Here is a 16,520-nt window from a genome sequence, read left to right as displayed (position 1 = left end):
CGCGTAGTAACTCGCATGGAGGAGGTACGTGGATCTGCTGGGCGCCAACTGGTGATGCGAAGGTCTATCAGCGTGGTCCAGACGAGTCAACGATGCCGTGACGCCGCGTCAGAGCCCTTGTGGCTGCGCGAACACCGAAGGGCCCGCACCGTGGAGCACGGTGCGGGCCCTCATTGGTCTGAACCGCTGACGCCCTACTGATGAGAGGCCGGCGGTGCCTGCGGCGGCTGTTGCCCGGGGTAGCCGTAGCCGTAACCGCCGGGTGGGACCGGTCCCTGGGGACCGTCCTGAACCGGTTGCCCCGGATGGGGAGGTTGCGTGGGGACGGCTCCGGGCTGCGCCTGCGGCGGCCCGGCCGGGTTCGGCACGGACTGCGCCTGGGGCGGCGTCTGCTGCCACGGCTGCTGGACACCCGGCATCGGTCCGCCGTACGGCGGCTGACCGCCTTGGGGAGCCTGTCCCCCGAACGGAGGCCGGCCGCCCTGCGGAGGCTGCCCGGGTTGCTGTGGACCACCGGGCTGGGGCGGCTGGCCGGGTTGCTGTGGAGGCTGCCCCGGGTACTGCGGCTGCTGGGGGTCCGGCGCGTACGGGAGGCCCGGCTGCGGCTGGCCCCCGTACGGCTGGTTGGGCATCGGCGGCGCCATGTGCGGCGGCTGGTGCCCCTGGCCGGCGGAGGTCCACAGGCCCTGTGCCTGCTGGGCCCGGGCGAAGTCCTCCGCGACCATCGCGGACAGGTTGAAGTACGCCTCACGCGTCTTCGGGCGCATCATGTCCAGGTCGACCTCGGCGCCCGCGGAGAGGTGCTCGTCGAACGGCACGACCACGACACCGCGGCAACGGGTCTCGAAGTGCTGCACGATGTCCTCGACCTTGATCATCTTTCCGGTCTCGCGGACACCGGAGATGACGGTGATCGAGCGCTGTACCAGCTCCGCGTAACCGTGCGCCGAGAGCCAGTCGAGCGTCGTGCTCGCGCTGCTCGCGCCGTCCACGGACGGGGTGGAGATGATGATCAGCTGGTCGGCGAGATCCAGCACGCCGCGCATCGCGCTGTAGAGCAGACCGGTCCCGGAGTCGGTGAGGATGATCGGGTACTGCTTGCCCAGCACGTCGATCGCGCGCCGGTAGTCCTCGTCGTTGAACGTGGTCGAGACCGCCGGGTCCACGTCGTTGGCGATGATCTCCAGGCCGGAGGGCGCCTGCGAGGTGAACCGGCGGATGTCCATGTACGAGTTGAGGTACGGGATCGCCTGGACCAGGTCGCGGATGGTCGCGCCCGTCTCGCGCCGCACCCGTCGCCCGAGCGTGCCCGCGTCCGGGTTGGCGTCGATCGCCAGGATCTTGTCCTGCCGCTCGGTGGCCAGGGTGGCGCCCAGCGCGGTGGTGGTCGTCGTCTTGCCGACGCCGCCCTTGAGGCTGATGACGGCGATCCGGTAGCAGGACAGCACCGGTGTGCGGATCAGGTCGAGCTTGCGCTGCCGCTCGGCCTCCTCCTTCTTGCCGCCGATCCTGAACCGGGCCGAGGAAGGGTTGCGGCTCGACTTGGCCTTGGGCTTGGTGTTCCGCAGCAGGCGGTCGGACGAGAGCTCCACCGCCGCGGTGTATCCCAGCGGAGCACCCGGAACGGAACGCTCGCGCTGGTCGTGCGCGACGGGCTGCGGCCAGGCCGCACCGGCCCGCGGGTCGACCGGGCCCGGCGGGGGCTGCTGTATCTGCCCCTGAGGATGCGGTTGTCCGGGCCCCCGGCCCTGCTGCTCCGGTGGCTGCTGCGCCGGCGACTGGGGAGCGGTCGGCACCGGGAGGTGCGGCGGCTGCCCGCCCTGGGGCGCCTGGTGCGGCAGTTGGGCGGGGACACCGGGCTGCCGGCCCCCCTGCGGGAAGCCGTAACCGCCTTGCGGGGGCTGGGCGTCGGGGCCCGGAGCGGCGGGCGGCAGCGGAGCTCCGGGCTGCTGCGCCGGGGGCAGTCCCGGACCGCTTGCCGGATGGGGGAAGCCGTAACCGGTCTGCGGCGCCGCCGGGTCGGGGTTCTGTGCGCCCTGCCGGGGCTGGTGGTGCGCCGGCTGGGGGAAGCCGTAACCGGTCTGCGGGCCGGCGGGGTTCTGGTCCTGGGCGCCCGGCTGGGGGAAGCCGTACCCGGGCTGACCGGGCGCCCCCGCGGTGGGCGACGGCTGCTCGGGCCGAACGGGCGACGGGTGCCGGGAGGCGGCGGCCGCGGGCTGGTCCGACGACTGCGGCTGTACGGGCCACTGTGGCGCGGCGGTCGGCGCGGCGGGAGGGAAGGCCGGCGGCAGCGGGGGCAGGCCGCCGCCAGCCTGCGCGGTGCCGGCAGCGGGAGCCCACGGCTGTGCGGATGCCGGTGCCGGGGAGGCGTCCCGCGGCGTCACCGCGGGGCCGGCGTCGTGCGGAGTGGCGGGCCCGGGGACCGCGTGATGCGGCGCGGCGTCGCCGGGCGTGCTGTCGGCAGGAGTGCCGTCGGCGGGAGCCGCGTCGGCCGGCCGGCGGTCGTGCGCGGCGTCGGCCCGGTCTGCGTGGGGCCCGGCATCGGCGGACTCCGCCGCCTTGAACTCGCCCTGGGCCGCGTCCGTGGGCTCGCCCTCAGCCGCGGGTCCGTCATGGGGCGCGTCACCGTCGCCGCTCCGCTGATCGACGGGGCTTCCGCCCTCGGCCGCCTCGCCCTCGGTGGCCGTGCTGCCGTCGACGTCCTCGGCCCCGTCAGCTTCGGCGCGTTCGCCGGGCGCCTCGCCTTCGGCCGCGACGGAGTCGTCGTACCGGCGGTCGGCCTCCGGGGCAGGTGACGGAGCCCCGTCGGCAACCCCGCCGGCCTCCTGCGCCGCCGCGGCGGCCGCAGCGTCGCGTTCCGCGATCTCACGCTTCAGCGCGGCGGGGGAGAAGCGCATCGTCGCCCCGCTCTCCACGTCGCCACCGCCGAACGGCCGCGCCGCCGCGTCTCCCGGATCGGTGGAGGCATCGGCGGGCGCCGGACCACCCGGTGCGCCTCCGGCCGCATGAGCCGGATCCTGGACCGGATCGTGAGCCGGGACCTGAGCCGCGGCCGGTGCCGGCCCGGACCCGGGCGCCGGCTCGTGCGGGGGCGCGGGTGCCTGGTGGTGCGCCGGCCCGGCGGACGGAGCGGGCGGCTGATGGTGCGCCGGGGCGGGCGCCGACGGAGGCCAGTTCGGCTCGAAGCCACTGCCCGGAGGTAGACCCGGCACGGCGACCGGAGCCCCGGACGGCGGCGGGGGAGCCGCCCCCTGCGCGGGGGAACCGCCCGCCGGGCTCCCCGACGCGTTCTGCGTGTACCAGGCAGGCGGGGTGTAGTCGATGGTGAACTCACCCGTCATCTCCGAGGGCTCCGCGTCGGACTGATCGTCGACGGGCGTGTTCCAGCCCTCGCGGATCTCGTCCCGATCGCCGTTCACTTTGCCTCCTGTGGTCGAGCACCCTCGTGCCGTGGTGGGTGGGGGCGACCGTGACCGTGTCGGTCCGCCCGGCTCTACCCGTACGACGCCGCGCACCTGTCCGCAGGTTCTTGCTGCGCCCTGACCCACCCTAATCGCCAACACCGACGGTACGGCAGGCCGGACCGCCCTGGGCGACAGTCCCGCACGTGACGACTCACCCACGCGTGACATGGGTACACCCGAGCGCGAGGGCCGAACGGGGCATCCTCCCGCGAACGCGTCAGTCCATACGGCGTGCGCTGCCCAGCAGTCCGGTCTCGGCGTCCGTAGCCGTCGTCATGACGAACTGCCGGTCCCCTCCCGTGCACCAAAGGGTCACGCCGTCGGCGAGTGTGGAGAGCGCTTCGGCCTCCGCGTGCGGCAAGTTCATGATGCGAGCGAGTTGCGCGGCTTCGTCCGGAGACACTCGCTGAATGCCGATCAGTCCCGACTTCTCCAGCAGCCGCGGAGCAACAGGGCTGAGATAGGGAAGCAGTGTCACGACCGACTGCCAGGGAGCGGAGGCCACTCGGCCACGGGGGGGTCGCATCCCGCAGTCACGCACGACGACCACCGGGCTGCCGGCATAGGGCCCCTGCGGCGGCACCCTGCCCACATCGTGCAGAGTGATGCACGGCTGCCCGCTGCCCGCCGCCTGCGCAAGGCCCGTCCAGGCAGCCGCGCGACCGGTCTCCACGGCGATGCGCGCACCGGTTGCGGCCGCACGCAACGCCAGTACCTGGGCTGTCCACAACCCGCCGATCAGCGTGATGTCGTACGGCGTCGGGCGGTTGATGCCGAGTACCGCGGGGCGACCTCCGGCGTCCACGCCGATCACCATGCCGTCGTCACCGACCGGCAGGGCCAGGGCCTCCAGTTGATCCAGCGGGACTGCGTGACGGTTACGCCGTGGACCGATGAGACCGAACCCGGTCCGCAGCTTGCCGCCGCGCGCCTGCGGCCCCCGGGTGGACTGCCCGGCCGAAACGGAGGAAGACTGAGATGGAACGGAAAACGCGGACATCAGCGCGCACCTCCGAGCGGCAGCGTGGCGAGCATCCCCGGCAGCTGCTCGTGGTCGAGCCGGACCAGTCCGGTCTTCACGCCGCGCGCCGCACGCTCCAGGGCATGACGGGAGCTCACCAACTCCTCGTCGCTGCGTCCGGTGATGCGGACATGCCCGGTGACCGTCACCTCCTGCCGGTCACCACGCCCGAGCGTGAGACTGAACGTCGTGGCGAGCGCGGGCAGCGAGGTGAGCAGCGCGACGAGCTGTGGCATCGACGCGCCGCCAGCCGATCCGCGCCCGCCCAGCTGGGGCCAGCGGCCCACCCAGTACGTCGTGTGCTTGCGGTCGTCGACGCGCCAAATACGCGAAGTCTCATGGGTGCGTCGCCCGGGCACGTCCGCGCGGCTCGCCTGTGCAGTCGCCATCGGGTTGGCACACGTGGACGTCGCGATCGCGGAGGTGAGTTCCTGCTCGGTCAACACCGTTGCGCCGAATCCCGCACCGGTCAGCCGGCTCGCCAACTGGTCCGCCGCCCGTACCACACACTTCTGGGCTCCCCGCAGGCCTCCACCGCGCGCGGCAACGGCCTCCGGGCACAGCTCAGGATCGAGCTTGAGCGCGATCCAGGTGATCCGCACTCCCGGCGAACCCGTCTGCGCCTGCAACGGCGTGTAGTTCCGAGCAGCCACCGACTGCGGCGGCAGATGCGGCGCCGGTGCCGGCTGCGTGTGCTGAACTATCTGCGCGGACTCCAACCGGATGCCGTCGACGTCCATCACATCCCGAACGAGACCCACGGGCAGGGGACGCGCGGCGCGGTCCGGGCGAAACGCTGTTCCCTCCGGTTCCACCTGCAGCAGTGCCGTGAGGAACGTTCCGTCGCCCACCATCCCCACCGGGCGCCGGTCGCGGTCGCTGTACGAGTACGTCCGCAGGGCCGGGTCGCACTCGACGGCAGGCGCGAGTCCGGGCTCCGTGTCCGGCCGGAGAACCAGCGAAGCCGCTCTGCGGGACCGCGCACGCAGTGCGAGCACGGTGGACAACCACTCGGGCAGCGAGCGGTGGTGCCTGCGGGCCACTGCCAGCAGCACCAGCAACGCGGCCACCGCCCCCGCGGGTACGAGCAAGAGCGGCTCGAGCACCCAGGCGACGAGGAGGACCGAGGCGGCGCACTCGATCAACACAAGCTGTTGCAACCGGAACGAACCGGCGCGACCCTGACGTGCCTTCAGGCGTGGCGCCACAGTCGCCTGCGGCACCGAATGCGCCGACGAGGAGCCGGGCGCCGCAGCTGCGGCAGGCGCGGAGGACCGCGCGGCGGAGGCCGCCCGCCTGCGCGTCGTGGAAGCCATGATGGAGAAACCCCCAGTTCGTCCCGATCGCCCTGGCCTGCCGGAGCTTTGGCGGCCGCATCACCCTACCCGCCTGCCGGGCGCTCTCGATCAACAGGCATAGTAGGGGGTCGGTCCGACAACTGGCCCGGGGGGAACGTCACACCACCGGGGCGCCGGAGACCGCGGCTGTTTCGATCAATGGGGACTCATGGCATCACGGCGGGATGAGCTCAACGCATACACCTTTGCGAAGAAGCGCACGGTGGCCGCATTCCTCCAACCCTCGCCCACAGGCACCGAAGAGGGGGCGCCGCGCCCGCTGCGTGCCGTTGTTCCGGGTCTCATGGTCGGAGCACTGGTCCTGGCCGGCTTCGGTGCCTGGGGCATGTTCAAGCCGAAAGCCCCCAAGGACTGGGACCGGCCCGGCACCAAGGTCATCGTCGGCAAGGAGTCCACCACCCGCTACGTGGTGCTGACCACCGGCAAGGGCAAGGACAGGAAGCCCCTGCTGCACCCGGTGCTCAATCTGGCCTCCGCACGACTGCTGCTCACGCCGCAGCAGTTCGCCGTGATCCAGGTCAGCGACGACATCCTCGATGCGGGCGATCCGCCGCGCGGGCCCATCCTCGGTATTCCGTACGCCCCCGACCGGCTGCCCAGCGACAAGGAGGCGGCGAAGCCCAAGCGCTGGGCCGTCTGTGAACAGCCGGGCGGAGGCAAGGGGGCGAACGTGCAGAAGGCCACGTTCGTCCTCGCCGAACGCGACATGTCCCGGACGGAGGGCAGAGAGAAGCTGACCGGTGGTCAGGTGCTCTACGTGCAGGGCAGTAACGACGCCCGCTATCTGGTGGACGCGGGCGGCACCAAGTACCCGGTGCGTGCGAAGGGTTCTGACGCCGCCGTCCTCACCCGTGCCCTGGTCGGCAGCAAGCAGCCGCAGGTAGTCACAGACGACTGGCTGGCCACACTGCACGAGGGCAGCCCGGTCGACTTCCCGGAGATCCGAGGCACCGTCGGCACGAGCGCGGGAATCGGTGGCGGACTCGACGAGAGAGAGGACCGGGTCGGCATGGTCCTGCGGGCGCAGACCGGCTCCGGGCCGCAGTACTATGTCGTGCTGCCCGGAAAGGTCCAGCCGGTCTCCGACTTCACGGCCTGGCTGCTCATCAACTCCCCGCAGACCGACGACCTCGACATGGACGGCAAGGCCGCCACTGTGGACGCGGCGTCGTTCGAACCCGAGTCGGAGACCTTCGGCGCAACGTACCGCTGGCCGTCGAAGCGGGCCGAGCAGGTCAACTCCACGGGCGGCGGCAGCGCCAGGGACACGGTCTGCAGCGTCCTGCGCAAGGTTGACGACAAGGGACGTACAAGCCTGTCGACCTGGGCCGGTACCGCGTACCCGGCGGAGATCACCGCCAGCGGCACGAGCACCTACGTCACCCCCGGCAGCGGCCTGCTCTACACCCAGGTACAGGGCAAGCAGACCGCTCCCGACGGCTCGCTCTTCCTGGTAACGGACACAGGCCTGCGGTACGCGGTCCAGGCGAACGGGGACAGCGACGCGGACCGCTCCGGCATCGGCACCGGCGAACAGCAGAAGCAGCAGGACGGCCGGCCCGAGCCCAGCCAGGCACAGGTCCGCCTCGGCTACGAGAAGGTCACGCCCGCTCTCGTACCGATCAACTGGTCGGAGTTCCTGTCCAAGGGGCCGCGGTTGGACACCAACAGCGCCCGTCAGCCGCAGGGTTCGTGAGGGGCGCGCCAGTGACGTACCGGACGACCGCCCTGCTGGCCGCCGCCCTCACCGGTCTGATCGCCCCGCCGTCGGCCGCCCACGCGGCCGAACCCCCCGTCGGCGCCGAAACGGCGCTGAACGGCAACGGCGAGTGCACCTTCCCGATGAGGAAGCAGATCGCCGACACTCCCTGGCCGCTCCAACGGGTACTCCTGGACGAACTGTGGCAGGACACCAAGGGCAAGGGGGTGAGGGTCGCCGTTATCGACACCGGCGTCGACGATGTCAATCCGCAGCTCAAGCAGGCTGTTGACGCGTCGGCCGGTAAGGACTTCCTGAAGCCCGACAAGGACTCCCGGGACGCCGGGCGCGGGAAGACCGACGGCACGGTCGACGACGTCGGCCACGGCACCAAGGTCGCCGGCATCATCGCGGCCCGCCCTCGCAACGGCACCGGCTTCGTCGGGCTCGCCCCCGAGGCCACGATCATCCCGATCCGCCAGAACGATGAGAGGAACAGCGGCAAGTCCAACACGATGGCGCAGGCCATCGACCACGCCATCGCCGAGGAAGCCGACGTCATCAACATCTCCCAGGACACGACGCAGCCGCTGACTGCGCAGTCGGACCTGGGCAGGGCGGTGGCGCGTGCCATCGGGAACGACATCGTCGTGGTCGCCTCGGCCGGCAACGACGGCATCAAGGGCGAACTCAAGAAGACCTACCCGGCCGCCTTCGACGGCGTGCTCGCCGTCGCCTCGTCCGACCGGAACAACGAACGCGCCCCGTTCTCGCAGGCCGGCGACTTTGTGGGGGTCGCGGCACCGGGTGTCGACATCGTCTCCACCGTTCCGGGCGGCGGGCAGTGCGTCGACAACGGCACCAGCTTCTCGGCCCCGTACGTCGCGGGCGTCGCGGCGCTGCTGCGCGCGAAGTACCCGAAGTGGAAGGCGCACCAGGTCGTCGCGCAGATCGAGCAGACGGCGGAGCGCTCCATCAACGGCCGTGACAACTACGTCGGTTGGGGCGTGGTCGACCCGGTGCGAGCTCTGGACGGAGCCGCCGGCCCCATCGAGGCACCCACCCCGGACCCGGGCCCGCCCAAACCCCCGGCGCCGGAACCGGCGCACCTGGCGATGACGGAAACCCCGCAGGAACGCGACGAACGCCTCGCGACGTACGCCCTGGGCGTCGCCGGGGTCCTGGTCGCGGTGGTGGCGGGCACGGCGATCGTGGTCCGGGACACCGGCCGCAGACGCCGAAGGTATGTGCAGGCCAAGTGAGTTGGCTCTCACGACGGACCCGTAACTCGTGTTGGGTCGTGAGGCGGTATTGACTAGAGTGGTGGTCGGATTCGCGAGTGTGACGAGGGGGAACTGAGGTGGAAGCGCCGATCGGGGGCGGCAAAGGTCTGGATGTCAAGGGGGTAACTCTCCAGACGTTCCGGAACCGCATGGACGAACTTCTGACCTCCCTGGCGGAGTCGCCGGCGGAGCACAAGAAGATCGGTGAGCAGAAGGTCACCACGGACTCCTACGGCACGGGCTTCAGCGCGGCCACGGACCTCCACGCCGCGTACGAGAAGGTACGCGCCCGCCTGGAGGGCCTGTCGCGGACGTTCGGCGAGACGATCGAGGCGCTGGGCATCCGCGTCGAGATCGCCGAGAAGGGCTACGCGGGCGTCGACCAGGAAGAAAGGGACCGCTTCGCGGAGATCCAGAAGCGGACCGAGGACTTCTACAAGCCTGACACCGCTCAGGACGGTGCGGGCAAGGACGCGGCCAAGCCGAAGCAGCCCGCCGACACCGGCGATTCCGGCGGATTCAGCTGACGGGGGAGTAGGAACACATGGCAGGAAGCGAGTTCGAGGGCAAGTCCCTGGACGCTCTGTACGCGATGATCGCCTCCGCCAAGCCGGGCGAACTCACCGCGGTGGGCGACGCCTTGGAAGCGGCAGTGCCGGAGATCATCAACATCGCCACGGATCTGCGCCTCTACATCGACAACGTGAAGTGGCAGGGCGAGGGCGGTGACGCCTTCCGTGTCTGGGGCGCCGACATGGTCTCCGAGACCCTGAGGCTGGGCGACTTCACCCAGGTCGTGGCCAGCGAGATGCAGCGCGCGGGCCAGGCACTGAGCGAGGCGAAGCAGGCCGTCCCGAAGCCGGCCGGCATGTGCTTCGCGGACCCGGAGAAGGAAGAGGCCCGTATCGAGGCGGAGACGGGCCCGAAGCTCCAGGAGGCGATCCATCAGCTGGAGCGACTGTCGTCGTACTACCAGACGACGCAGGACCGGATCGCGGCGGAGCCGGAGCCGGAGTTCAAGCCGCTCGAGGCGCAGCGCTCCGGGGAGCGCGCGTACGGCACAGGGGTTGGTGCGGGCTCAACCTACTCTTCCGGCGCAGCCTCCTACGGAGGAGCCCAGTACTCGACGACCGAGGCTGTCTCGGCAAGCTCGACCAGTCGAGGGCATGCTACGGAGCAGGGTATCCGTCCGTCCGCACCGCCTTCGGCGCCGGAGGCCTCTGTTGGTACGAGCCTCGACTCGGTTGGCACGCTCCCCCCGGAGCCGGCTGTCCGCCCTGGGCAGCAGGTCCCGACAGTGCCGCCGATGGCGGGTGGGCCGAGCACTCCGCCTGGTCCGCTGCTTCCGCCCGTCGCACCGGTGGTGGGCCCGCAGACCGGCGGTGGCCCGTCTCGCGCGCCGTCCGTTCCGGGTGGCATCGGGGGACCGCGCGGTACCGGTCCGTTGGGCGCATTGCCGCCTCGCGTCGGCGGCGGTGAGGGCATCGTCGGCGGGAAGCAGATGTCGGGCCGGGCCAGCGGCTCCATCGGGCCTCGGCTCCCCATGGGAACCGTGGTCGGTGAGGAGCGCGCCGGGTTCGGCCGTGGGACCGGGATGCCGGGGTACGGCGCCGGAATGCAGGGCGCACCCGGTGTTGGTACTGGTGCGGGTGGTGGCCGTCGGCTGGCCAGCCAGCCCGGTGGAACCATCGGTGCCTCTGCTGCGTCCGGGATCAGTGGGCGTGGCGCTTTCACTCCCGGCGGGTCCGGTCTGGTCCGCCCGCCTGGCTCGACCACCTCGTCCCAGGAAGATCGAAGGGCGTCCGCCGCACGTCCCGACTACCTGTCGGAGGACGAAGAGACGTGGGCGATGGGTCAGCGCAAGATCGTTCCTCCCGTCATCGACTAGGAGCTCCACCGATGTCCCCCCTTGCCCGACCCTTCCGTACGCGCGCCTTCGGTCTTCTCGGCGCCCTGACGGCGGTCGTCGCTTCCTGGACCGTGGCAGCTCCCGCTGCCCAGGCCGACGACATGCGGTCGCGTCAGTGGTACCTGGACGCCATGAAGGCCGACGAACTGTGGAAGGTGTCCACGGGCAAGGGGATCACAGTCGGAGTCCTGGATACTGGCGTTGATTCAACGGTGTCTGAACTCCACGGCGTCAAGGTGCTGCCGGGCCGCAACTTCTACGGCGAGGGCCCCGGCCGTGTGGACAACAAGGACACCGATCGGCACGGCACCAACATGGCCATCACCATCGCGGGCAACGGGGCGAACGGTGGAATCAAGGGCCTCGCACCCAACGTAACAATCCTGCCCGTGAAGACAGGCTCAGCCGTGGACGTCGGCGGCGCGACAGCCGCGACCGAGGGCATCCGGTACGCCGTCGACAACGGCGCCCGGATCATCAACATGTCCTTCGGCGGCTACAGGCAGGAGGACGCCGAGATCGCGCGATGGCAGGAGGCAGTGGATTACGCCCTTAAGAAGGGAGCCCTGCTCTTCGCCGCTTCAGGTAACGACGGCCTGGACACCGACAGTTATCCGGCGTCGGCCCCCGGCGTTGTCGCGGTCGGAGCCCTCGACAGCAAGGGCAAAGTCACCAAGTTCTCCAACTACGGTGACTACGTGGCGCTCGCCGCACCCGGTGACGACATGCCCGGCCGCTGCTCCAGCGACAAGAACACCTACTGCGAGACCTTCGGCACCAGCCAGGCCACCGCCGTCGCTTCCGCCTCCGCCGCGCTCATCTGGTCCGCCCATCCCGACTGGACCGCCAACCAGGTCCTGCGCGTGATGATGGAGACCGCGGGCCACAACGGCCCCGTCCCCAGCAAGTACATCGGCTACGGCTCCATCCGCCCTGCCCAGGTCCTCCTGGAGGGCAAGGGCGACCCGGGCCCGCCAGACGTCAACCCGCTGCTTGCCGCGCGGTCGAGCCGGTCACCCGCACCACAGACCTCCCCTTCTCCTGAGAGCACGGGGGCAGGCGACAACGGCCAGTCGTCCCAGGAATCGCCGTCCAAAGCGCCTGAGGCAGCGGCCGGGTCCAATGGGGGCGGCCTACCGCTCTGGGCCATCGTCGCCAGTGCCGCCGCGGGCGTCGTCATCATCGGCGTCGTCGTGGCGGTGAGCGTACGCAGCAGGAGAGCGTAGCTGCGCATGACGACAACTCCAACAACAAGGAGCTTCATATGACCAGCCCCGCAGGCGGGTTCGGACTTGCCGACGATCCGGTCGTCCAGGCGAAGAACAAGATCATGGAGACCGGCACCGAGGTGAGCAAGCAGGCTCGCGAGCTGGCCAACATCCTCGAGACCTGCAGCGCGGGTTGGACCGGTGTCGGTGCCGCGGGATTCAAGAAGGCCCAGGTCCTGCTCAACGAGGACCACGACACGATCCGCCGGCTGCTCAACGTGCTGCTGAACGCCGTGGGTGAGACCAAGAACCTCAGCAACGCCAACGACGACGAAGTCCGTGCTTCGTTCGCCGCTGCCAATTCCGCTCTGAACAACGTCTGAGCGATACCGACGCGCCACGTTCACTGAAACACCGCGAGGAGAACATCATGGCCGACGACATCGGCACCAAGGTCCGGTATGAGAGCGTCCAGGAGATGGCGAACCGCATTCGCACCGTCTCGAAGAACATCGTCAACGACCTGGTTGAGATGGACCAGGCGCTCAAGGTGGTGACCGGCACCTGGGACGGTGAGGCGCACCGCGAGTACGAGATCCTTCAGGGCAAGTACAAGAAGCGCGCTGAGGACATGAGGGACCGTCTGGAACTCGTCGCCCAGATCGTCGAACGGGGCAAGGACAGCTACCGGGCAACGGACATCAAGGGTTCGCGGCTCTTCACCGAGTCCTTCTGATACACACCCCCACGGGGGTACGAGAAGGGGCCCGCTCCACCCGGAGCGTGCCCCTTCTGGCAGTTTGCCCAGCATGGGCGGTTGCTTGGGGGTGGGAGTCCCCGGGGGAAGATGTGGTGCCAACCCCGAGCCGGAGGCAGGGGCGCCTCGTGAAGTGGGGGCTGACCGGGCAGAAGCGTAGTACCAGCCAGGGTGAGTACGGCGGCTGGGAAGGGCCGAACACCGAGTGATACGGACGATGCCGCGGCCTGCCCGTGCGTCAGCCACCCATGATCTGGCTGCGGAACTCGGACATGGACATGGTCTTCTCCTTCGGCGGCAGCGTGATCGGGAACTTGTCCCCGAACGAGTCGTATGTCGTCGTGCTCGTCCGCCCGTCGCGCGAGGACTCCAGCAGGAGCAGATGCGAGGCGCCGTTCTCGATGAAGTAGGTGTCCTCCGCCGCTCCGGCGGAGACCCGGACGGCTGTGGTCTGCTTGCCGTCGACCTTCCGGTCCTTTTCCGGTGCGAGTTCTGCCGTCTCGGAGATCGTGTAGTACACGTCGCAGCCCTGACCGGACTCGGTAGGCGTGGTGCCTTTGTCGCCCTTCGCGCAACCGGTCACCAACCCGGCGACGACCGCCAGGACGGCGATGGAACGAGACACAGGCCGGACACGGGAAATCATTAAGAGGGTGTCTCACGTGGCAAGTTTCGCAAGTTTCTTGTAGCAGGTCAGGGCGACGGCCATGGCCAGGTCTCGGCTCTGCCAGCCGTTGCGGACCACGTACGGGATCTTGAGACCACGAACAGCCCATGGCAGGCTCATGCCGCATGATCGATGAATTCGCGAAAGACAATCTGCACGGGAGACTGCGGCGGGACCGCGAGGCGCTGCTCTGGAAACTCGACGGCTTGTCCGAATACGACGCCCGCCGACCTTTGACAGCGACCGGTACCAATCTCCTCGGCCTGGTCAAACACGTGGCCACCGTCGAGGCCAGGTACTTCGGCGAGGTCTTCGAGCGCCCTTCCCCGGAACCGCTGCCCCGGTGGCAGGACTCCGACGGCAGCGACCTGTGGGCGGCCAAGGACGAGACCCGCGATCAGATCATCGGCTTCTACCGGCGCACCTGGAAACACTCTGACGCGACGATCAACGAGCTTCCCCTCGACGCCCCCGGCCACGTCCCGTGGTGGCCGGAGCCCTATCAGAACACGAACCTCTTCGCCATCATGGTCCATGTCCTCGGTGAGTCCATCCGGCATGCCGGGCACGCCGACATCCTGCGAGAGGGTCTCGACGGCCGGACCGGGCTGCGCGCTGAACACGAGAAGCAGATCGACGAGGAAGCCCGTGCAGCCCACCGCGCGAAGATCGAGCAGGCCGCCAGGTCGGCCGCACCAATCAAGGCGTAGAGGTTTCCTCACGTGACGTGATGTTCGTGCGGCATGATGCCGGTCGTGGGTGCTGATCTATCGAAGCGTCTGGTTCCTGATGGACTCTGGGAACTGGCGGCCCCGTTCTGCCGTCGTTCGCTGCTCGTCCGCAAGGTGGTGGGACCGCTCCGTGTGACCAGCGGGCTGTGTTCACGGCAGTGGTGTACGCCCTGACCAGCGGCTGTGCCTGGCGGCATCTGTCGCCGACGTTCGGCACGTCGCCCGCCACCGCGCATCGCCGCTTCACGGTATGGACCGAGGTCGGCCTGTGGCGCCGGCTGCACCGGGCGGTGCTGGACGAGCTCGGGGCCCGGGGCGAGGTGGTATTGACCTCGGCGATCGTCGACGCGGCCTCCGTTCGCGCCAAAAGGGGGGATCGCTGACCGGGCCGAACCCGGTCGATCGCGGCAAGAAGGGCAGCAAGCTGCACGTGCTGTCCGATGCCCAGGGCATCCCGCTGCCATCGCCCTCCGGCTTACCCTGTGTCAGCTGCTCATGACTTGGCTGCGGAACTCGGACATGGACATGGTCTTCTCCTTCGGCGGCAGGGTGATCGGGAACTTGTCCCCGAACGAGTCGTACGTCGTCGTGCTCGTCCGCCCGTCGCGCGAGGACTCCAGTAGGAGCAGATGCGAGGCGCCGTTCTCGATGAAGTAGGTGTCCTCCGCCGCTCCGGCGGAGACTCGGACGGCTGTGGTCTGCTTGCCGTCGAGCTTCCGGTCCTTTTCCGGTGCGAGTTCTGCCGTCTCGGAGATCGTGTAGTACACGTCGCAGCCCTGACCGGACTCGGTGGTCACGAAGACGTCGGTAAGGGCGTCGGGCACGGTGATCTGCTGCCCGCGCTGCTTCAGCGCGTCCGCGAAGAGCGGGGCGCTCGTGTAGGTCGTGCCGTCTTTGCAGTACATCTCGCCGGACGTACCGCCTCCCGACGCCTCCAAACGGAAGCCCTGCTCGGGGTCTGACCACATCTCCTGCTTCGCGCCACCGAACGCGGTGGTGGTGCCGGAGGAGTGGAAAGTGGTCTCGCGCATCGCCGTGTTGGCGCTCTTGACGATCTGCGCCGCCCCGTCGCCCGACCCGCCGGCCTCCCCAGTGCCGACGTCCTTGCTCGGGGCAGCGCTGTCGGTAGGCGTGGTGCCTTTGTCGCCCTTCGCGCAACCGGTCACCAACCCGGCGACGACCGCCAGGACGGCGAAGGAACGAAACACAGGCCGGATACGGGAAATCATTAATTTGTCTCTTTCGCTATTGTAGTGGAGCTTGTTCGAGCATTCCGGAGCGATCTGTGGCCGGCGCCAGGGATTCCGGGCTGTCGAGGCACCACGCGGAGCCCCGAGTGTGCAGGAATCCGGTGAAACGCAGGCTTCAAGGCGGCTTTAAGGCTTAATTTCCCGGTAGGCGCTGAGGGCGCTGCGTTCCACCTTGGCAAGCAGGCCTTTCTGGGTCTGCTCGTCTGCGTTCCTCGCCTGCAGCCAGGCGCGGGCCATGTCGACCCCCTGGGTGCGCAGACGATCCGGACGGTCATCCTTCGGGGTGTTCCGGAGCTCATGGAGCCAGGTTGCGGTGAGGTGCCCGACGGGGTCGTCCTGATAGGCGCGCGGGGCGGCCTGCTCGTTTAGCAGGAGGTCCCACACAGTGCTGCGCCACTTCTGAGCCTGCTGTGTGTCCTGGCTGCGGTAGACCGCGTCGGCGATGCCGTCCAGGATGCCGAACGCGCGGGCGTTCGCCGTTGGTGGGAGGGAGAGCGAGTAGCCCGAGGCGCCGGTGGGGACGGCCGCGAGCTGCTGCGCCCCGTACCGGGTCTCGGCCATGCGCAGGGTGGCGTAGGCCTGCGGGTCCTGTGCAATCGCGCGCACGATGTCCCGGAAGAACGTGTTGTAGACCGCAAGATGATAGGTGCCTCCCTCCTCCCACGGTGGATCCGTCTCGTCCGCGTTGATCACGTAGTCAGAGTCGAGGCCGGCGAGCATCTCGTGAACGTCGGGTGCGTAGTCGGCCAGGGCGGTGGCGAGGGGGACGCGGAGCGCGGGGTCGAGTGTGAGGTCGTCCGAGTCCGCCAACCCTAGGGCGAACAGCACGTCCTTCAGCGCTTGGGTCTGCGGCTGGGTGTGGCGACCGGGCTCGCTTCCCGTGGTCGCCTTCACTATGGCGTCGCCGACTGCGGTGCAGCTCATGCCGGGCTGCATGGCCGCTCCCAAGGACTTCTGCACGCGCTTGTTGTCGGGCAGTCCGTTGCAGGGAATAGCCGTCTCACGGCCGAAGAAGAGCCATGACCCGATCCCGCCCAGCAGAGCAAGACAGACCCCGAGCACGATCAAGGGCTTCGCGGGTATGGCTGGGCTGGTTGTTTTCTGCGACATGGCTTTCCTGGCTCCTGCGCTGTTATTGATCCGAAACGGTTTGGGTTCTGGGTCGTTGGTGGT

At 69.5% G+C, this 16,520-nt stretch carries 16 protein-coding genes; 9 read left to right on the top strand and 7 right to left on the bottom strand.

Annotated elements, in window-relative coordinates; translation table 11 throughout:
• Positions 1–194 precede the first annotated feature (194 nt).
• The 3 genes from FEF34_RS09635 to eccE form a co-directional block, all read right to left on the bottom strand.
• Positions 195–3,419: an SCO5717 family growth-regulating ATPase gene (locus FEF34_RS09635; protein WP_138052789.1), complete on the bottom strand. Its 3,225-nt coding sequence runs from the start codon at positions 3,417–3,419 to the stop codon at positions 195–197.
• A 262-nt stretch (positions 3,420–3,681) separates the two neighbouring features.
• Positions 3,682–4,464 (bottom strand): hypothetical protein, encoded by a 783-nt coding sequence (locus FEF34_RS09630; RefSeq protein ID WP_234042348.1) that lies wholly within the window; start codon positions 4,462–4,464, stop codon positions 3,682–3,684.
• Positions 4,464–5,801: a type VII secretion protein EccE gene (gene eccE, locus FEF34_RS09625; protein ID WP_138052788.1), complete on the bottom strand. Its 1,338-nt coding sequence runs from the start codon at positions 5,799–5,801 to the stop codon at positions 4,464–4,466. Before eccE ends, FEF34_RS09630 begins: the two co-directional genes overlap by 1 nt.
• Positions 5,802–5,991: 190 nt before the next feature.
• Here eccE and eccB point away from each other — a divergent pair, with 190 nt between their 5' ends.
• From eccB to FEF34_RS09590, 7 genes are all read left to right on the top strand, one after another.
• Positions 5,992–7,539 (top strand): type VII secretion protein EccB, encoded by a 1,548-nt coding sequence (eccB, locus tag FEF34_RS09620; RefSeq protein WP_138052787.1) that lies wholly within the window; start codon positions 5,992–5,994, stop codon positions 7,537–7,539.
• An 11-nt stretch (positions 7,540–7,550) separates the two neighbouring features.
• Positions 7,551–8,804, top strand: coding sequence for a type VII secretion-associated serine protease mycosin (gene mycP, locus FEF34_RS09615; RefSeq protein ID WP_138052786.1), 1,254 nt, complete (start codon positions 7,551–7,553; stop codon positions 8,802–8,804).
• A 170-nt stretch (positions 8,805–8,974) separates the two neighbouring features.
• Entirely contained in the window at positions 8,975–9,352 is a 378-nt protein-coding gene (locus FEF34_RS09610; RefSeq protein WP_138052785.1) for a hypothetical protein, read from the top strand.
• A 17-nt stretch (positions 9,353–9,369) separates the two neighbouring features.
• Complete coding sequence (locus FEF34_RS09605; RefSeq protein WP_138052784.1) at positions 9,370–10,713, top strand: WXG100 family type VII secretion target; 1,344 nt, start codon at positions 9,370–9,372, stop codon at positions 10,711–10,713.
• 11 nt (positions 10,714–10,724) lie between these two features.
• Entirely contained in the window at positions 10,725–11,960 is a 1,236-nt protein-coding gene (locus FEF34_RS09600; RefSeq protein ID WP_138052783.1) for a S8 family serine peptidase, read from the top strand.
• 38 nt (positions 11,961–11,998) lie between these two features.
• Entirely contained in the window at positions 11,999–12,325 is a 327-nt protein-coding gene (locus FEF34_RS09595) for a hypothetical protein (protein WP_138052782.1), read from the top strand.
• A 47-nt stretch (positions 12,326–12,372) separates the two neighbouring features.
• Entirely contained in the window at positions 12,373–12,678 is a 306-nt protein-coding gene (locus FEF34_RS09590) for a WXG100 family type VII secretion target (protein ID WP_138052781.1), read from the top strand.
• A gap of 259 nt (positions 12,679–12,937) precedes the next feature.
• On the opposite strand, the gene FEF34_RS09585 is transcribed toward FEF34_RS09590, so the two are convergent.
• Complete coding sequence (locus FEF34_RS09585) at positions 12,938–13,324, bottom strand: hypothetical protein (RefSeq protein ID WP_138052780.1); 387 nt, start codon at positions 13,322–13,324, stop codon at positions 12,938–12,940.
• Between the two features lie 33 nt (positions 13,325–13,357).
• Positions 13,358–13,486, bottom strand: coding sequence for a hypothetical protein (locus FEF34_RS43640; protein ID WP_267905203.1), 129 nt, complete (start codon positions 13,484–13,486; stop codon positions 13,358–13,360).
• A 5-nt stretch (positions 13,487–13,491) separates the two neighbouring features.
• On the opposite strand from FEF34_RS43640, the gene FEF34_RS09580 reads away from it, so the two are divergent.
• Both FEF34_RS09580 and FEF34_RS09575 read left to right on the top strand, forming a co-directional pair.
• Positions 13,492–14,076 carry a DinB family protein gene (locus tag FEF34_RS09580; RefSeq protein ID WP_138052779.1) on the top strand — a complete coding sequence of 195 codons (585 nt, stop codon included), beginning with the start codon at positions 13,492–13,494 and terminating at the stop codon, positions 14,074–14,076.
• A gap of 86 nt (positions 14,077–14,162) precedes the next feature.
• The gene (locus tag FEF34_RS09575) at positions 14,163–14,480 is read left to right on the top strand and encodes a transposase (RefSeq protein WP_199800741.1); all 318 of its coding nucleotides are present in this window, start codon (positions 14,163–14,165) and stop codon (positions 14,478–14,480) included.
• A 102-nt stretch (positions 14,481–14,582) separates the two neighbouring features.
• On the opposite strand, the gene FEF34_RS09570 is transcribed toward FEF34_RS09575, so the two are convergent.
• Positions 14,583–15,326 carry a hypothetical protein gene (locus FEF34_RS09570; protein WP_138052778.1) on the bottom strand — a complete coding sequence of 248 codons (744 nt, stop codon included), beginning with the start codon at positions 15,324–15,326 and terminating at the stop codon, positions 14,583–14,585.
• 147 nt (positions 15,327–15,473) lie between these two features.
• Positions 15,474–16,457, bottom strand: a complete 984-nt coding sequence (locus FEF34_RS09565; protein ID WP_138052777.1) for a hypothetical protein — start codon at positions 16,455–16,457, stop codon at positions 15,474–15,476.
• Positions 16,458–16,520: the final 63 nt, after the last annotated feature.

The sequence above is a fragment of the Streptomyces marianii genome (assembly GCF_005795905.1).
Taxonomy (GTDB): domain Bacteria; phylum Actinomycetota; class Actinomycetes; order Streptomycetales; family Streptomycetaceae; genus Streptomyces; species Streptomyces marianii.
Note: the sequence above shows the minus strand (reverse complement) of the source record. Positions and strands in the feature narration are given on the sequence as shown.

Excerpts from the sequence above, each read along its gene's own strand:
- FEF34_RS09630 (WP_234042348.1), bottom strand. The coding sequence starts at position 4,464 with ATGTCCGCGTTTTCCGTTCCATCTCAGTCTTCCTCCGTTTCGGCCGGG.
- eccE (WP_138052788.1), bottom strand. The coding sequence starts at position 5,801 with ATGGCTTCCACGACGCGCAGGCGGGCGGCCTCCGCCGCGCGGTCCTCC.
- eccB (WP_138052787.1), top strand. The coding sequence starts at position 5,992 with ATGGCATCACGGCGGGATGAGCTCAACGCATACACCTTTGCGAAGAAG.
- FEF34_RS09610 (WP_138052785.1), top strand. The coding sequence starts at position 8,975 with ATGGACGAACTTCTGACCTCCCTGGCGGAGTCGCCGGCGGAGCACAAG.
- FEF34_RS09605 (WP_138052784.1), top strand. The coding sequence starts at position 9,370 with ATGGCAGGAAGCGAGTTCGAGGGCAAGTCCCTGGACGCTCTGTACGCG.
- FEF34_RS09600 (WP_138052783.1), top strand. The coding sequence starts at position 10,725 with ATGTCCCCCCTTGCCCGACCCTTCCGTACGCGCGCCTTCGGTCTTCTC.
- FEF34_RS09595 (WP_138052782.1), top strand. The coding sequence starts at position 11,999 with ATGACCAGCCCCGCAGGCGGGTTCGGACTTGCCGACGATCCGGTCGTC.
- FEF34_RS09590 (WP_138052781.1), top strand. The coding sequence starts at position 12,373 with ATGGCCGACGACATCGGCACCAAGGTCCGGTATGAGAGCGTCCAGGAG.
- FEF34_RS43640 (WP_267905203.1), bottom strand. The coding sequence starts at position 13,486 with ATGAGCCTGCCATGGGCTGTTCGTGGTCTCAAGATCCCGTACGTGGTC.
- FEF34_RS09580 (WP_138052779.1), top strand. The coding sequence starts at position 13,492 with ATGATCGATGAATTCGCGAAAGACAATCTGCACGGGAGACTGCGGCGG.
- FEF34_RS09570 (WP_138052778.1), bottom strand. The coding sequence starts at position 15,326 with ATGATTTCCCGTATCCGGCCTGTGTTTCGTTCCTTCGCCGTCCTGGCG.
- FEF34_RS09565 (WP_138052777.1), bottom strand. The coding sequence starts at position 16,457 with ATGTCGCAGAAAACAACCAGCCCAGCCATACCCGCGAAGCCCTTGATC.